The sequence below is a fragment of the Legionella tunisiensis genome (assembly GCF_000308315.1).
Lineage (GTDB): Bacteria > Pseudomonadota > Gammaproteobacteria > Legionellales > Legionellaceae > Tatlockia > Tatlockia tunisiensis.
Genome location: NZ_CALJ01000034.1, coordinates 1 through 15,302, shown reverse-complemented (window position 1 = coordinate 15,302; position 15,302 = coordinate 1). Strand labels below are relative to the sequence as shown.

The following is a 15,302-nucleotide window of genomic DNA, read 5'->3' as shown; positions in this document are numbered from 1 at the left end:
TATTCCAGAGGAAAAAGGTGTTCGGGTGATTTTTATCGTTTTGATTGCCGGATGAAAGATTATTGTTTCTAAACGCGGTTATTTCACCTTTCTTTTTCTTCAGATCGTCTAGCTTCGCTTGAACATGATGGTATTTATAATACTGAATCATCAAATCACATAAAGCATCTACCATTAGCACGACTTCATTTTGGCGCTCATTTTCCCAACAGCGTTTATTGGAAATAAATAATTGGTACATAGACGAAAATTCTGCATCCAGTTGATTCAAATTAAAATCATCAGCCCTAAAATCAAAATGGCTTTGTTGCTTGGGTGAGTTATAAAAGAAGGAGTCTTTTATTTGATTTATTTGTGATAAAGGCATACGAAACGTCTATAAAAAATCTATCTATAAAAATTAATCTCCCGATTTTAACAGTTAGTATAGGTTTTGCGCAATATTTCGCCCCCTGTAATTTTATATAAATATTAATCATATGGTCTATGTTTTTTTATCCCCCAATACGGGGAACGACCATGACTAAGAGAACAGACAAATAAAAAGTAAATTCCCATTTTGAGAAATGGCGTTTGTTCATTATAGTGATGGCATAAATAAGTGTCAGTGCAGGACGTTTTCAGAGATATTTGAATGAAAATAAAAAACTCTTCATTCTTGGCGGGTACGGCAATTTTGGGCGTTATATTGCAAAAGTATTGGGAAAAAATCCCAATATACAATTAATCATTGGCGGGCGACGCCTTGAGAAAGCGCGGGCATTCGTTAAAACCTTGAAACCAATTCATCCTGCTCAGGCAATACAGTGCGATATTTCGCAAAACCTTGCAAAGACCTTTGCAGAGATTCAACCAGACATTGTTATTCACACTGCCGGCCCTTTTCAAGGCCAGGACTATAGCGTGGCTGAAGCCTGTCTTAAGCAAGGCTGTCATTATATTGATTTGGCTGATTCACGGGATTTTGTTTATGGTATCTCTAAACTGGATTCTGAAGCAAAAGAGAAGAATCTCTTCATTTGCAGTGGTGCAAGTTCTTTACCGGCATTAACCAGCGCTATTATCGACCATTATCTTGAGCAATTTTCAGTACTGGAGAAAGTTGACTATGCCATTGCAACGGCACAATTAACCAATCAAGGATTAGCAACGACTGCTGGTGTTCTAAGCTACGCCGGAAAACCATTTTATAGCCTGATTGATGGCAAACAGCAGTTGATTTATGGCTGGCAGGATTTGCAATTAAAACAATTTTGGCAATTAAATAAACGGTTTCTCGGTAATTGTGATGTGCCTGATTTAGCCTTGTTTCCAGAGCGCTATCCCCATTTAAAAACCATTCGCTTTCAGGCGAGCCTCGAATTAAAAACCTTGCATTTAATTTTATTTTTTATGTCTTGGCTGGTCAGGCTTAACCTCTTTCCCTCCCTTGATAAATCTGCTGAAGCCTTGCTGAAAATCTCCCATGCTTTCAATGCACTTGGACATGATAACACGGGTTTTTATATGGAACTCTCGGGGCTGGATCACCAACAACAAGCTAAACAATTACGCTTTGATATTTATGCAAAACATGGGGATGGCTTATACATTCCCTGCATACCAGCGATTTTACTGGCTGAGCGTTTAAGTGATGAAGAACAGGATTTATCTGGTGCCACAGCCTGTGTGGGACAGATTTCTCTCAACGATTATTTAGATACGTTACAGAGACTACATTTAGATATTGGGTGGAAAGAACAAGCGTTCAACAATAGGAAATGAAATGAAAGAGATACAACTCGAACAACCCAAAGAGGTCATTCACGAGTTAATCAGAGAAAATGGCGACTTCCCTAATAACGTGCATTATCCCTTATTGATATACAAAAACATGGTTGCCTTGACTGACCATCCGCCTCAAGTAATTCAGGAATTTTTGCACCACAATCAGTGGATCAATTCCTGGGTTGATGGGATCTATAAAAATCATCATTACCATAGCAATACCCATGAATTATTAGTCGTCATTGCAGGAAACTGCCAAGTTCAGATTGGCGGTAACGAAGGCAAAATTTATGCGATTTCCCGAGGTGATATCATCATTCTCCCCGCCGGTGTCGCCCATAAAAATGTGGGTTCAAGCAGCGATTTCAAATGCATTGGCGCTTATCCTTTTTGATGTAGACTGCGATATGAATTACGGTAAGGCTGAAGAACACCCGCGAGTCGACAACAATCTTAAGAAGGTAGGGTTGCCAGCAAGCGATCCGTTATTCGGGAAACATGGGCTACTATTCAATTATTGGCATAGAGTCATGTAGCGTTATTCCGTCTATAATTTTATTTACAGGTCATTCTCATCAGGCACAATGTTTCTTATTAAACTAAGAGCCACGAATCGTTTATTTCTGCAAACTGTACGATTCACAGTAAAAAATAAACTATTTATTATTCTTCCTCTGATTGCTCTTATTTTTACATTTTCAGGAGTGGTGTTATTAGGCTTTGGTGTTCGTTTCGGTGCGGAGCTGAATCTACAACCCAATATGCCTCACTACTATTGGTACTTGCAAATCGTCGGTTTTTTAACCTTAATTTTTTGATCGTGGGTATCAATACCTTCTGTAGTGCTCTATTAGTTTATACGGCAAATTTTAAATTATCGGGAAAAGAAATGTCGCTTAAACAGGGATTCAGCCAATGTTGGTCACAACGCTATGTATTACTTTCCTGGGGCATTTTCTTTACCTGTGGCGGATTTATTTTATCGCTACTTTCGCGCGCCGGTAATTTCGGCAGACTCTTTTTTAAAGCAGTTAATGTTGGCTGGCATCTATGCGCTTTTTTAATCATGCCGTTTATCATGATTGAAAAATTACCCCCTAGTCTTGCCTTTGATAAAGCCAAAAACTATTTCCCCGAATCCGCCGTATTTCAAGTTAATATCTTATTACTCTTAGGCTTGTATTTATTGCCTCTCTACCTTTTTATACATTGGTCTCCCTATTGGATCCCTGGCCGTTATCAAGCGATCATGGATGACTATATCTTTTATGCCTTATTACTTCTTATTGTATTCTGGCTAACGTGGGGAGCTGCCATAAATTCAGTGCTAAAAACAGGGTTATATTTAACTTTAGCGGGTCAAAAAGAATTAGCCTTTTTGAAGAAAGAGGATGTTGAGAAAATGATTGGTGAGGACAAAGCGAATTCTTGATTGACCCTTGCCCCCACACATAAGACTCAGCGCTGCTTAATTGCCCCCCATTTTCAGGCACCAAAGGAAGAAACTCGTTACTAATTTTTTTAATACATCACCCTCTGAGGGTGTCCTGGCCGTAGAAGGGATAGTCAGGGAGGGTGCAGGATTTTGCAGTGCCTCGGTTAAGGTGATGAAGGTATAGCCATTGTCTTTATACATCTGAATAACATCACCTAAGAGATAGCTGTTCAGTAAATTCGCATGCACTAATAAAATTTGCTTTGCATTTGGATCTTTAGCCAGTCTCTCTGCTCTAAGTGTTTGTTTCCAGATGTAAGCAAGGTAACGTGCTTTCATCTTTTTTACATAAGCTTCCCTTGCGCGATAAGGAACGTGGTAAAGCTGTTCATTAAAGGCAAAATCCTTGCTATCAATGGTTACCGGTGCAATGGTGTAATGATGTTCATTAAGATAATTAAGAACCTTAGGTTTCGTATTCTTATTGCCTTCTGCCAAATAGGGATAACGAAAATATTTTGGTTCAGTCATCAAGGGAGAAAGAATTTTATCGGCCCGCGCAACATCAGCAATGTATTTCTCAGCACTCATTTGATTTAAATTGTAGTGCGAGTAAGTATGGTTGCCGATCATAAATCCCGCAGCCCGAAACTGCTCAAGGAATTCCCATTGGCCTTTTCCTATCGCTCCCGCAATCACAAACCCTGTTGCAGGGACATTGTGTTCGGTGAGCGCTTGAATAATTCGATTGAAACGCTCAATGGAGCGTTGCTGATTGCCCGGCGTATTCATTTTTGACGCGACCAGCGGCAAATCATCAATCGTGAGCGCAATTTCGCGAGTTTGTCCCAAACAACTACAACTAATCAGTAGAAGACACAAATAATAGACTATTCTCATTGATAATCCTTTATCGGTAGAGGGTATTTAGTTAGTGTAGCAGCACTTTTATAGACTCGCCTTTTTGGTTTAATTTTGAACATAAACAAGCACTTCCTGTATAAAACAGATAAGCTGACTATTGCGAAACACCTATTGACCAGATAAGTTTAACTAACTGATAGTTAACTTAGATCGATAAGATAGCACTCAACGGTTGTGACTTGCCAGAACCGTTTTTCTTTAACTCAGATAAATAGGGTCAATGTGATTTTCGGGAATGCTCACACCAAATCATTATCAGACGGCTTTTTCCGAAGCGCTTGCAGGGTATTGGTACTCACCTTGTGCGCCACCCTGGTTGGTTGCGTCAATTATCTGGGTATTCATAGTCATAAAAAAATGGCGCAGCCCTCACAATTTCAGACCAGTAAAGGTATACCAAAGCAACATGGGCATTGGCCTAAGCTTGACTGGGCTAATCAATTTGGCGATCCACAACTGATTGCTTTAATTAATGAAGCCATTGCCTGCAATCCTGATTTGGAAATCGCCAGAGCCCGTATAAAACAAGCCCAGGCGCTGGCAGCCAATAAATCAGCGGCTTTATATCCGCAAATCAATTCGCGTGGCGCTATTGATCGTGTACGGGTTGCTACGTCAGCCGACCTTCCTTTCGATATAGATAATGCCACCTTTACACAACGTGCTTTCCTCTTAAATCTCAATCAGGATTTGGATATTTGGGGAAAAAATATCTCTTTTCTCAGAGAAGCCATTTCACAAGAAAGAGCGGCAGAAGCTGCAGCGCAAGAAGCGAGCCTTTCTCTGGCCACCTCGGTAGCCTCGACCTACAATCAATTAGCGTATTATTACGCGTTGCGTGACGTATTAAGACGTACAGTGGCTCAACGCGAGGGGTTGAATAAAATTTCTCTGGTACGTTTACGCACAGGCCTGGATACCAAAACGCAGGTCTACCAATCACGAACCAGTACCGAAACAGCGCGTACCCAGCTTATTGCGACTGAAGGACAAATAATCACTGTACGCCAACAATTAGGCGTGTTGTTAGGTGCCGGACCGGATAGAGGATTAGCTATCAAACCACCCCGGCTAAAAATGATCCAAACCCCGCAATTACCTGATAATTTGCCCTTAAATCTCTTGGGGAGACGGCCTGATATTGTCGGAGCTCGCTGGAAAGTAGAAGCAAGCCGTCATGGCATAAAGGGCACGAAAGCGAGATTTTATCCTGATGTGAACTTGGCCGCAGGCGCAGCCTACCTGGCGTTTGCTCTGAGCGATGTTACGACGACTGCCAATGTAAGATTTATGGGGGCAGCCTTTAGTTTACCCATCTTTGACGCAGGCGCCCTACGAGCGCAACTTCGCGGCAAGTATGCGCTTTATGAAGAAGCAGTCGCTGAGTATAACAGCACACTGAATCGTGCTTTTGGCGAAGTGGCCAATCAATTAGCCGCCATTCAATCGGTTGATAAACAACTAAGACCCCAGAACGAGGCATTGAATGCAGCAGAACAAGCCTTCAATTTATCAAGAGTTCAATACCGTACAGGCCTTGCTGCGCAATTGGTGGTGTTAGATGCCGAGCTGAGTTATTTGAACGAACAACAAACACATTTGCAACTTGTTACAAGTCGCCGTAATCTGCAGATAGCGTTAATCAAAGCACTTGGCGGGGGCTTTGGAACCCCGATTTGCTATAAATGCAAAAACCTAAAGCAGGAGAGTTAATGTCAGAACAGGTTTCTACTCAATCCAACGACGAACAAGCAATGAGTCAGAAGCGGACAGTTTTTCTTACTTTACTGACCCTCGTTTTTTGCTTGTAGCCGTACTTTACGGCTTGTATTGGTTATTGGTAGGCCGTTTTTACGTAGAGACTGATAACGCTTATGTCAATGGCAATATCATTCCAATTACCTCACAAGTTGCCGGCACGATTATCGCGGTCAAAGTGGACGATACCCAGTTTGTTAAAACCGGTCAGCTTCTCGTGCAATTAGATCCAATTGATAGCTTTATTGCACTTCAACAAGCCGAAGCCAATCTTGCATCCACTATACGAAATACCCAGCAATTATTTATTAATAACAAGGGCCTCATGGCCAATATTAAAGACAGAGAAGCAATACTTGCCAGAGCAAACCAGGATTTAGGACGCCGTAAGGCAGCCATAGGCTATGGCGCGGTTTCGAACGAAGAATTAACGCATGCCAAAGAATCCCTCAAAAGTGCAGATGCATCGCTCACTCAGGCCCGCTCCGCACTTTTAGCCAATCAGGCATTAACAGAAAACACGAACCTGCAACAACACCCAAGTGTTTTATTGGCAGCAGCAAGATTCCGGGAAGCATACATCGCTTATAAACGCAGTGAAATCGTTGCTCCGGTTTCCGGTGAAATTTCCAAACGGGTTGCTCAAGTTGGGCAACGCATTGCACCAGGCGCCCACTTAATGGCGATTGTTCCTTTGGAACAAGTGTGGGTTGATGCCAATTTTAAAGAAAAACAGGTCAGGAACATGCGTATCGGTCAACCCGTTACCCTGACCGCAGAGCTCTACGGTTCTTCTGTAAGATATCGTGGCAAGATTGTAGGCTTTTCCGCTGGAACAGGAAGTGCTTTTGCGCTATTGCCAGCGCAAAATGCGACGGGGAACTGGATTAAAGTAGTCCAACGACTGCCTGTTCGTATTGCGATTGATCCTGAAGAACTGAAAGCGCATCCTCTCCGTATTGGCCTATCCATGTTAGTCACCGTTAATATCCGTGATCAACGCGGAAAATATATCAGTGAAGCGTCCGAAATACCTGGGTATGAGACGACGATTTATGATGACTTAGGTCAGCAAGCCGATGCTGAGACCATCAGAATCATTAAGGAAAATGTAGCCAAAACCATGAACCTCTCACCCCGCGCGACAAACGAGTCCTCTCAATGAGTGCCGAGCAAGCGCAACATGCGGCTGCACCCCCTCCTTTAGAGGGGATAAAGCTTGTTATTGCAACGATAGCTGTTGCCCTTGCTACCTTTATGATTGTTCTTGATTCATCCATCGCCAATGTCGCTATTCCAACGATTGCAGGTAATCTGGGTGTCTCGCTTGATGAAGGAACCTGGGTTATTACCGTATTTGCTGCAGCGAATGCAATTGCGATCCCGTTAACCGGTTGGCTAACCTTAAGGTTTGGGCAAATTCGGTTATTTATAAGCGCCATTGTACTCTTTGTATTGACCTCCTGGCTTTGCGGTTTAGCAACCAATTTACCTTTTTTACTGTTTGCTCGAGTCCTGCAGGGCTTTGTTGCCGGCCCCTTAATTCCTTTATCACAAGCTATTTTGCTAGGCTCTTATCCCAGGGAGAAAAGTTCAATTGCCTTAGCGCTCTGGGGAATGACGGCCACCGTCGGCCCCATTGCCGGTCCTACCTTGGGAGGCTGGATAACAGCTAGTTATGATTGGTCGTGGATTTTTTACATCAATATCCCAGTTGGTCTGTTTGCTGCTGTCGTCTGTTGGTTTATTTATCACGACCGTGAGACGGAACGAAAAATTTTTCCGATTGATACAATCGGTCTAATACTTCTCATCGTTTGGGTTGCTGCCCTGCAAATCATGCTCGATAAGGGCAAAAATCTCGATTGGTTTAATTCCCCTGAAATCATTATCCTGGCGATTATTGCCGGGGTCACCTTTTGCTATTTTCTGGTCTGGGAATTAACCCAAAAGAACCCTGTGATCGACCTCTCTCTCTTTGCTGGCCGCAATTTTACTGGCGGTACCATCGCTATTGCAGTGGGATATGGCGTGTTTTTTGGTAACCTCGTTTTATTACCGCAATGGCTGCAACAAGATCTGGCCTATCCTTCGCTCAATGCCGGATTAGTCATGGCACCGTTGGGTGTTTTTGCGGTGATTTGCTCACCCATTGTCGGGAGAATTTTACCCAAAACGGATGCCAGGGTGATCACAACCATTGCCTTCCTTCTTTTTGCTCTGGTCTTCTATCTACGCTCACTGTACACCAGCGGTGTCGACACTTGGACTTTAGTAATCCCTACCTTATTGCAAGGCATTCCTGTCGCGATGTTCTTTATCCCGCTGTCGCTTATTATTCTGTCCGGACTTCCCGCTGATAAGATTGCGGCGGCTGCAGGCTTATCCAATTTTGCACGCGTATTCTGCGGTGCTATTGGCACCTCGATTGCGAGCACCACCTGGAATAATCGCGCGATCGTGCATCACTCGCAATTAACGGAACAGTCAACACCCTACACGACAACGTTTAATGATTTCATCCATCTGAGCCAGCGTGTTTTAGATATCAATCAAGAACAAAGTTACGCACTGTTTAATCGCATCGTCGATGTACAATCCGATACCCTTGGATTAAATGATATTTTTGGATCTCATCGCTTATCTTCCTTGCCCTCATTCCTATCGTGTGGATCACCAAGCCTGAACCAAGTACCGTGCATGCGGTGGCTGTGGAAGCCTAAAAAATCTGGAGTTGATACTTACTGTAACAAATTACCTGTATCACTTTTTTAGCAATTTGCTTTATCATACTGCTGCTTGAAGTTAGATTACTCTGTAAATTATTTGGATTATTTACTGAATCCTGACTCAAGCTTGCTGCAATATTATTAATCAATATAAGGTAGTATAAAATGCGTAAATCATTTAGATCGTGCCTGTTTGTTCTATTTGCAATATTGTCGTCTGTAGCCCTGGCAAGTGTTCATGAGGATCATCCTTATACCTTTACCATTTCAAAACATGTTTATAAATATTCTGAGCAGTACCAAATTAAATCCACGCAGCAAGATACCTACCCTGGAACCGTCAAAAAGAGTGCCTTCCGTATTCGTGACAACTATGACTTATCGAATAAAGATGGCTGGCAAGCGACTGGTATTACTCGCGTGCTGTCTCCTGGCATCTTGTATCACTGGGCTAAAGACATTGATATTTATGATACTCGCGGCGTAAAAATTGGTTTAATTAGCGGAAAATTTGCAACACTCGAAGCCGCAAAATTCACTATCTATGAATACGATGAAGAAGGAAATTACAAGGAGGTTGCAGCTGCCTACGCAACGCCTGATTTCCACCGCTTTGCCATCCTGGAAACGCCGGATAACCCTCATGCGCTTGCTGAAATCAACCGCAATTTGGGTGATAAGACTTGGACTGTCAGCGTCCATTATCCCGAAAAACTGGATGATCGCTTAGTGCGTATTTTTGCTGGTTTCGTCATCGACCACGAAGATAAATTCCTGGCACAAACCGAAACAGACGTTGAGTTAGACTAATCTTCCGTCCCCACGCCCACGTAGGCAGGAATTATAATATTCCTGCCTACGCACAAACACCCAACATTAATGAATCAAAGCAGTCATTACATCTGTATTTATTAAACAGGCAATTAGAAATTATTCTTACAATTTGAAAATACCCTTAATAGAGAATACCTTGATTTCACAGGCTACTAGCCGAAAAAGAACCCATTTTTCCCAAATATTAGGGGTGCCGAAGTTGAGCGTACCATCTATTCAGTCGGCAATACGTGGACTTCAAAGAAAAAATTTAATAGGAAAATTGCCTGAAAGGGGGGAATATTTTATTGATGACCCCAATTTTAAAAATTGGCTTCAGAATATGGATTAATTACTTGGAATAGAGGGATGGACTTTACATTTAATATATCTTTGATTTCAAAGCTATGGACTTGGTTTAAATTAATATTTATTAAAAGCTGGAACTTAATAAGTCGTCCGCTATTACAGGCGACATGCACTTATTAATAAAGCCAACTTCGCTGTGATGGATTGGTTTGGTGGTAAACCTTGCCCACGATTTATCAATCTGCAAGCCCAGTTCAAACATCTTTACTGTGGTTATGATCTATCACAATTTGCAGATTGGTTAATCAAGCCTGTAGACAAAATTGATCGTCAATTAATTGAGGATGAATGGCCTAATATCGAACCTATTATCAAGGCGTTAGGCTGTAAAGAAATCACCCAAAGCATTCTGATTAAAAAGCTATGCACGTACAGCGCCTCAAACAAAACTAGAAAAGCACTCTTTGAATACGATAAATTGATCCGCAGCATTTACACCCTGAAATATTTACAAGATAGAAAGTTACAACGAGACATACATCGTTCCCAAAATCGGGTGGAATCATATCACCAACTGCGCATGGCTATTGCAACTGCTTATGGAAAAAAGCAATTATCAGGTAGAGGCGATCGTGAAATTGAAATCAGTAATCAATGTGCCAGACTTATTGCCAATGCTATTATTCATTATAATTCGGCAATATTATCCAAGCTTAAACTGAAATATGAAGCAGAGGGAGATCAAAGGGCATTAGCACGGTTGAAGAAGATTTCGCCTGTGGCTTGGCAACATATCCATTTTCAGGGGCACTTCATTTTTTCTGGTGATAAGATCATTGATCTTGATGCAATAATAAACAAAGTTTTATTGCATAGAGTAAAAAGAAAATATGACTAAAAAGCGGTCGGAAATTTCTGGGGTTAGCGTTTAGACCTCCTAAATCGGGGGAAGATCAGGATTAGTAAATGAAAATAAGCGATAATATTTATCAAAGTAAAACCCTATTAATAGTCACATTGTTAGTCTTTGTTGTAGGTGTTTATAAAATTCCCTATAAAGAAGTAATAGATATCACAGTTACACCACCTACTGTTGTATATTCTTCCATAATAAATGAGATAATTTATGGGTTAGGTCCATCCATAGATCATTATTCTGGCAGTATTAATCTATTAGTAGCTGTGTATTGGTTAGTCAGTCTCCTATCTGTAGCCGGCATGATTGCTATACTTTTTATGCTTCATTCACTTAAAGCACGCAACCTAGACTATTCAAATAGACTGATTATTACAGCAACACTGTTTATCTATTTATTTCTTATTGAGAGTATAATTATTACTTTGCGCTTTTTTATCACTACCGTTTCTGCAAGTCTTTATATATCAACACAGTATTTTACGCCCGTAGCTTTTTTCATCCCTGTTATATTGCTAAATTTACAGATCTTGTCATTATTTAGTACACCGATAAGAAGAGCAGGCAGAGGATTAAGGGTAGGTATTATACTAACAATAATTACTATTTTTTATATATTATTTTCAATAATGCATAGCCATCACAGCAAAGAGTTCGGCCATTTTGGCAGCCACAAACACCGCCGTGTCAAGAACAGCAGCCACTTCTGTAAATTGGAAAAATAATTTTTGATGAAATTATGTCATCGTATCCTGTTGGCGTAATAAAGGAATTGGAGCGAGCCTCTGCACCTGCATTTACAGTTAATGAAATCTGAAATATAAAAATTGCCATTAAAACATAGCGTTTTTTAGCTTTCATGGAGAGCTCATTTAGTTTTTATAAGTGGTTTTAGCTAGCAACTAAAGAGGTGGGAATTTTGGGGTTGCTCATAATGGTCAGTAAGCAAAGAAAGCAACAGCTCCCTGGCAATAAAGGGACTGTCCTTTGCTCTTATCTGATCATTCAAAAAGGAGGTAGCTTCTCTAAGCGTATCAGAATTAGGTTGCTCTAAATTTTCTAAAAGATTAGTCAGTTTGTTTTCCTCGCTGGGTTGTACTCTTGGCAGAATAGTAAGGAAAGCTTTCGCTAAGGTTTTCAAAAACATATCCTGGGAAGTTACAAATTTTTTAGTTTGGCAGCAGGTAATTAGCAATTGACATTGATCGTGGTGGTTTAAATTGAATAGGGGGTCTTGGTCTTCTGGCTCAATAGTCGGGTTTTGCCAGGTTGCTCGCCCAGGTTGCTTGTCAATAGTTAAATCATATTTCAGCTCTTCTTCGCAAAATTGTTGAATGAGTTCTAAAACAATCATCATTTCGTGCGGGTCATAGCAGGTGATTAAGAGGGGAGCCTTGGCATTTTATGGGCTAGAATATTCCATAAAATTTGACACATGTCTAAAATTAACCCATTAGGTGTTTCGTCATGATCACTTAAAAATTCTGGATGACGCCAAATGATACAATGAGCATTTGATATATCTGACAGAGGCGGAGAACTGGCAATATTGGCATGGATATAAGTTTGCTTCACATGAGGAGCCTGTTTTTGTAAGATACGCATATTAAAACGTAAATCTGTTTTATTGATATCGCAGCCCAAATAATTAACCTTGACCTCCCTGGACCGGGCCAACAGCTCAAAGGCCGCTAGTTCAATGGCTGTACCACAAGCAATGCTAATCACATTGAACACTTCTAGACTTGCAGAATTCGCCAGGAGATTTCGGATAACCGGTAACAGTGAATAAGCCATCCGAAAATGCCTGAAAGGAAATGAGTTTGGGCTTGGGAAAGAGTTAAAAACAAACATTTGAAACAAATAAAATGCTTAATGACACAATATTGTACAGGTAATTAACCATAAAGACAACGATAAACTTCTAATAATCCTGAGCATCCTCGGCAAGGATATGGCCATGGCATAGAGGCAGTTAAATATCTTATAACCTCATAATCTATGAAATATTTCTCATGGCTTGGCAAATCAGACTAAGTAATTATTATTCTCCACTCCAACCCACCATGGAATATAAACAGGGTGAATTACCGAAGAAGTTTCATGCCCGGAGGCACTTTTTTCTTTACTGTGACCCTGCGAAATAGGAAATCATACCTATTGGTAGACCCCATTCATTTATTAAAAGAGGCAGTGCAAACAGTTAAAGCGCCCCCCCTTTTCTGATCAAAGCTTATGTGATTTTACCTGATCATCTTCATATGATTTGGCAGTTGCCGTCGGGGGATTCGGATTACTCACAACGGTGGAAAAAAATTAAGGCTCGATTTTCAAAATCAATCCATAAATCCGCTTTACCCTTAATTAAAACAAAACACAATGAATATTGTCTTTGGCAACGGCGGTTTTGGTAACACACTATCAAAAATGCGATTTTATCGATCTCAAATCGCAACTTGAAGAGCAGATGACGCTAGATAATCATCACCAAATGTCTAAGATTGGCACCGTCAACTTAACTTCGAAACACTACGAATAGCCACTAAATATAGTTTTTTATCGTGAGTATTGCACCAAATATTGTGACCAAAATTTGGATTTTAAGTTAACTTGACGCTGCCATAAAAAGCCCTAATTTATTTATAAATCAAAATCAATACCTACTGTACCCATATTGTAATACTGAGGCTTTATTTTAACCAGCCAGGGAGCTGTGACGGGATGTCCCGTCTGTATAGTAGAACCGAATGTATAGTTTGTTTCAGAAAGATATAGAAATCGGTATTCAGCAAAGAAACTGGCCTGAGAACTGAAATCATAGCGCAGGCCTACTTTGGGCTGCACAGCAAACGCTACAGCTTTATCATCAGGATCCGCATTATAATGGTTCAATCCAGGTTCTGCAGGGCTCAGTTGGACTGAACTGGCTCCAGAAATAGAGACTACAGCCGAACCTATACCAACTCCTACATAGGGTTTAACGTTTCCAAATAATGAGTGGTCAACATTCAAAACAGCATTAACTAGCGCAACGCCTGTTTTTAAGGGATAACGAACAAAAAAATCATGTTCTGGAAGCCTTATCGTTTCATTATTGATGTCATGCCCCTTTAATTTAGCCCCCCCTATATAATAGCCCTCTAGCTCTATAGCTGGTGTTATTGGCAAATGCACACCGACATGATTAGGCCATGCAAACCCAATATGGCCTCCTACCATTCCCATTGAGCTGCTATTTGCTTTACCAAAGGAATTAACTGCTAAAGCACCACCAAGGTTTTCAAAAAGAAACGCTGTTCCGTATTGGCTAATATCAGTGCTACTTACGGCACCACCACCACCAAAAACCCCCAAATAAATTCTGCTAGTGGGTTCAATGGTTACAGGTCCCATAGCTCCGCTGTATGCAGCAGAGGTTGATAATGCTAATAAACATCCTGCAACAGCTTTTTTATTGATTCTATCCAATGCAATCTCCTTCACTATCCAATTAAACTTCCTTTACATTTCTATGTGGTTACACTCTATTTCACATCCAATAGTATTCTAAATCTTAACTCTTTTATAGGTTTTTTGCTTAGATAAAAAGCAATCAAAAGAGAGTCTATTAGTAACTACTCTGTTATTGTTGTAGGCGGCAGCGTCAAGTTAACTTTGCGTTATACTGCGGCTCCTGCAAGCTATAGATCCACCTAAATTTTAGAAAAAGGTAACCATGCAGGGGGTAAGAAACAAAGCTTGTTGGGCAAGTCGATTTAATACAAGGATAGATTAAATCTATCTTGAGGTCGTGTGTTCATCGCAATTTTCTCTTCTACCGTAAACTCTACATTGGGAGGAATAAGGTAACTAGCATCGCTAACTTTTATAGTTTCAGTAGAATCAGGCAACATATTAGCCATTTGATAGTCACGCATACATCTATTATGCTCTTGAGATGTAATAAGCGCGTATCCCTCTAAAGTATCTAAAATTTCATTTAATTTGGATTCATCAATTGTTTCTGCAAACATCCAATGGTAGTGATTATCTTCGGGTCTAAAACTATCTTGATGGAGCAGATAATGGTCAGGATCACCACGATGAACAAATCGGTCAATGCCAAGTTCTTTCCCGTATTTCATAAATAGCACTCCGACTCGCACGTTCGTGTAATTCATATTAGAAGATGATTGAAAAAATCTATTATTGTTCGGTTTAAACGATCTGTTTTGTTTGGGGTAAACCGTCAAAGTATTATCAAATAAGCTAAGATTGACTTTTTCACATAGATGAGTAAATGTTTTAGGCATGGCTGGCTCTTGAAAATAATAAAAAATTTAAGTTAACAGGTCTTAGTTCAACATCGTAGTATGAAGATATTAAGCTTTTCTTAAGATGATGACGCAATTTACCTTTAACGCGCACAGGATCTCTATTCAATGAATCAGGAGCGATTTCCATCTCAATTAAATGCAAAGGGCAAGCCTGCTTCCTTCTGTAGGCTACCTTAAATACCGCTCAGCGATTTTATTTTTATTGCATCATTGGTGGTTATGGGCGATACTTTTTCGAAATCATTGGTGAGTAGATTTTTAAAGTCGGCCTTTTTCTCTTGGGTTTTTTGTCTAAAGAAACTGCAAAAAACCATGCAGTAATCATTTCTTTCTTC

15 protein-coding genes and 2 pseudogenes are annotated in these 15,302 nt (G+C 40.6%); 11 read left to right on the top strand and 6 right to left on the bottom strand.

Annotated elements, in window-relative coordinates; translation table 11 throughout:
• Nucleotides 1-367: pseudogene (locus BN58_RS02555) on the bottom strand (hypothetical protein); the annotation flags it as partial.
• A 263-nt stretch (nucleotides 368-630) separates the two neighbouring features.
• On the opposite strand from BN58_RS02555, the gene BN58_RS02550 reads away from it, so the two are divergent.
• The 4 genes from BN58_RS02550 to BN58_RS02535 all read left to right on the top strand — a co-directional run bounded on the left by BN58_RS02550 (nucleotide 631) and on the right by BN58_RS02535 (nucleotide 3,199).
• Nucleotides 631-1,764, top strand: coding sequence for a saccharopine dehydrogenase family protein (locus BN58_RS02550; RefSeq protein ID WP_019215511.1), 1,134 nt, complete (start codon nucleotides 631-633; stop codon nucleotides 1,762-1,764).
• Between the two features lies 1 nt (nucleotide 1,765).
• On the top strand, nucleotides 1,766-2,161 hold the full coding sequence (locus BN58_RS21445; RefSeq protein WP_019215510.1) for a cupin domain-containing protein: 396 nt from the start codon (nucleotides 1,766-1,768) through the stop codon (nucleotides 2,159-2,161).
• A gap of 190 nt (nucleotides 2,162-2,351) precedes the next feature.
• Nucleotides 2,352-2,585, top strand: coding sequence for a hypothetical protein (locus BN58_RS02540; RefSeq protein ID WP_019215508.1), 234 nt, complete (start codon nucleotides 2,352-2,354; stop codon nucleotides 2,583-2,585).
• A gap of 2 nt (nucleotides 2,586-2,587) precedes the next feature.
• The gene (locus BN58_RS02535; protein WP_040916056.1) at nucleotides 2,588-3,199 is read left to right on the top strand and encodes a DUF6159 family protein; all 612 of its coding nucleotides are present in this window, start codon (nucleotides 2,588-2,590) and stop codon (nucleotides 3,197-3,199) included.
• A 36-nt stretch (nucleotides 3,200-3,235) separates the two neighbouring features.
• On the opposite strand, the gene BN58_RS21440 is transcribed toward BN58_RS02535, so the two are convergent.
• Complete coding sequence (locus BN58_RS21440; protein ID WP_019215506.1) at nucleotides 3,236-4,102, bottom strand: polysaccharide deacetylase family protein; 867 nt, start codon at nucleotides 4,100-4,102, stop codon at nucleotides 3,236-3,238.
• Between the two features lie 246 nt (nucleotides 4,103-4,348).
• Here BN58_RS21440 and BN58_RS21435 point away from each other — a divergent pair, with 246 nt between their 5' ends.
• The 6 genes and pseudogenes from BN58_RS21435 (at nucleotide 4,349) to BN58_RS02495 (ending at nucleotide 11,376) form a co-directional block, all read left to right on the top strand.
• Entirely contained in the window at nucleotides 4,349-5,839 is a 1,491-nt protein-coding gene (locus tag BN58_RS21435) for an efflux transporter outer membrane subunit (RefSeq protein WP_198009801.1), read from the top strand.
• 88 nt (nucleotides 5,840-5,927) lie between these two features.
• Nucleotides 5,928-7,049, top strand: a complete 1,122-nt coding sequence (locus tag BN58_RS21430; protein WP_019215504.1) for an HlyD family secretion protein — start codon at nucleotides 5,928-5,930, stop codon at nucleotides 7,047-7,049.
• Nucleotides 7,046-8,659 carry a DHA2 family efflux MFS transporter permease subunit gene (locus tag BN58_RS21425; protein ID WP_269570080.1) on the top strand — a complete coding sequence of 538 codons (1,614 nt, stop codon included), beginning with the start codon at nucleotides 7,046-7,048 and terminating at the stop codon, nucleotides 8,657-8,659. The genes BN58_RS21430 and BN58_RS21425 overlap by 4 nt, the downstream gene beginning before the upstream one ends.
• Before the next feature lie 119 nt (nucleotides 8,660-8,778).
• The gene (locus BN58_RS02510; RefSeq protein ID WP_019215503.1) at nucleotides 8,779-9,423 is read left to right on the top strand and encodes a hypothetical protein; all 645 of its coding nucleotides are present in this window, start codon (nucleotides 8,779-8,781) and stop codon (nucleotides 9,421-9,423) included.
• 461 nt (nucleotides 9,424-9,884) lie between these two features.
• Nucleotides 9,885-10,633, top strand: a pseudogene (locus BN58_RS02500) (Tn3 family transposase); the annotation flags it as partial.
• Nucleotides 10,634-10,701: 68 nt separating this feature from the next.
• Entirely contained in the window at nucleotides 10,702-11,376 is a 675-nt protein-coding gene (locus tag BN58_RS02495; protein ID WP_019215500.1) for a hypothetical protein, read from the top strand.
• A 170-nt stretch (nucleotides 11,377-11,546) separates the two neighbouring features.
• On the opposite strand, the gene BN58_RS02490 is transcribed toward BN58_RS02495, so the two are convergent.
• Nucleotides 11,547-12,008, bottom strand: coding sequence for a hypothetical protein (locus BN58_RS02490; RefSeq protein ID WP_019215499.1), 462 nt, complete (start codon nucleotides 12,006-12,008; stop codon nucleotides 11,547-11,549).
• 23 nt (nucleotides 12,009-12,031) lie between these two features.
• On the bottom strand, nucleotides 12,032-12,448 hold the full coding sequence (locus tag BN58_RS02485; protein WP_019215498.1) for a hypothetical protein: 417 nt from the start codon (nucleotides 12,446-12,448) through the stop codon (nucleotides 12,032-12,034).
• A gap of 425 nt (nucleotides 12,449-12,873) precedes the next feature.
• On the opposite strand from BN58_RS02485, the gene BN58_RS37425 reads away from it, so the two are divergent.
• Nucleotides 12,874-13,065 (top strand): hypothetical protein, encoded by a 192-nt coding sequence (locus tag BN58_RS37425; RefSeq protein WP_408605448.1) that lies wholly within the window; start codon nucleotides 12,874-12,876, stop codon nucleotides 13,063-13,065.
• 226 nt (nucleotides 13,066-13,291) lie between these two features.
• Here BN58_RS37425 and BN58_RS02480 read toward each other — a convergent pair whose 3' ends face one another.
• A complete protein-coding gene (locus BN58_RS02480) occupies nucleotides 13,292-14,119 on the bottom strand; it encodes a porin family protein (RefSeq protein WP_019215497.1) in 828 nt (275 codons plus the stop codon).
• A gap of 287 nt (nucleotides 14,120-14,406) precedes the next feature.
• Complete coding sequence (locus tag BN58_RS21420; RefSeq protein ID WP_019215496.1) at nucleotides 14,407-14,943, bottom strand: hypothetical protein; 537 nt, start codon at nucleotides 14,941-14,943, stop codon at nucleotides 14,407-14,409.
• Between the last annotated feature and the right edge of the window lie 359 nt (nucleotides 14,944-15,302).

Bases quoted from the DNA above. Each gene is read 5' to 3' on its own strand.
- BN58_RS21445 (WP_019215510.1), top strand. From the start codon at position 1,766: ATGAAAGAGATACAACTCGAACAACCCAAAGAGGTCATTCACGAGTTA.
- BN58_RS02540 (WP_019215508.1), top strand. From the start codon at position 2,352: ATGTTTCTTATTAAACTAAGAGCCACGAATCGTTTATTTCTGCAAACT.
- BN58_RS21440 (WP_019215506.1), bottom strand. From the start codon at position 4,102: ATGAGAATAGTCTATTATTTGTGTCTTCTACTGATTAGTTGTAGTTGT.
- BN58_RS21425 (WP_269570080.1), top strand. From the start codon at position 7,046: ATGAGTGCCGAGCAAGCGCAACATGCGGCTGCACCCCCTCCTTTAGAG.
- BN58_RS02510 (WP_019215503.1), top strand. From the start codon at position 8,779: ATGCGTAAATCATTTAGATCGTGCCTGTTTGTTCTATTTGCAATATTG.
- BN58_RS02495 (WP_019215500.1), top strand. From the start codon at position 10,702: ATGAAAATAAGCGATAATATTTATCAAAGTAAAACCCTATTAATAGTC.
- BN58_RS02490 (WP_019215499.1), bottom strand. From the start codon at position 12,008: ATGATGATTGTTTTAGAACTCATTCAACAATTTTGCGAAGAAGAGCTG.
- BN58_RS02485 (WP_019215498.1), bottom strand. From the start codon at position 12,448: ATGGCTTATTCACTGTTACCGGTTATCCGAAATCTCCTGGCGAATTCT.
- BN58_RS21420 (WP_019215496.1), bottom strand. From the start codon at position 14,943: ATGCCTAAAACATTTACTCATCTATGTGAAAAAGTCAATCTTAGCTTA.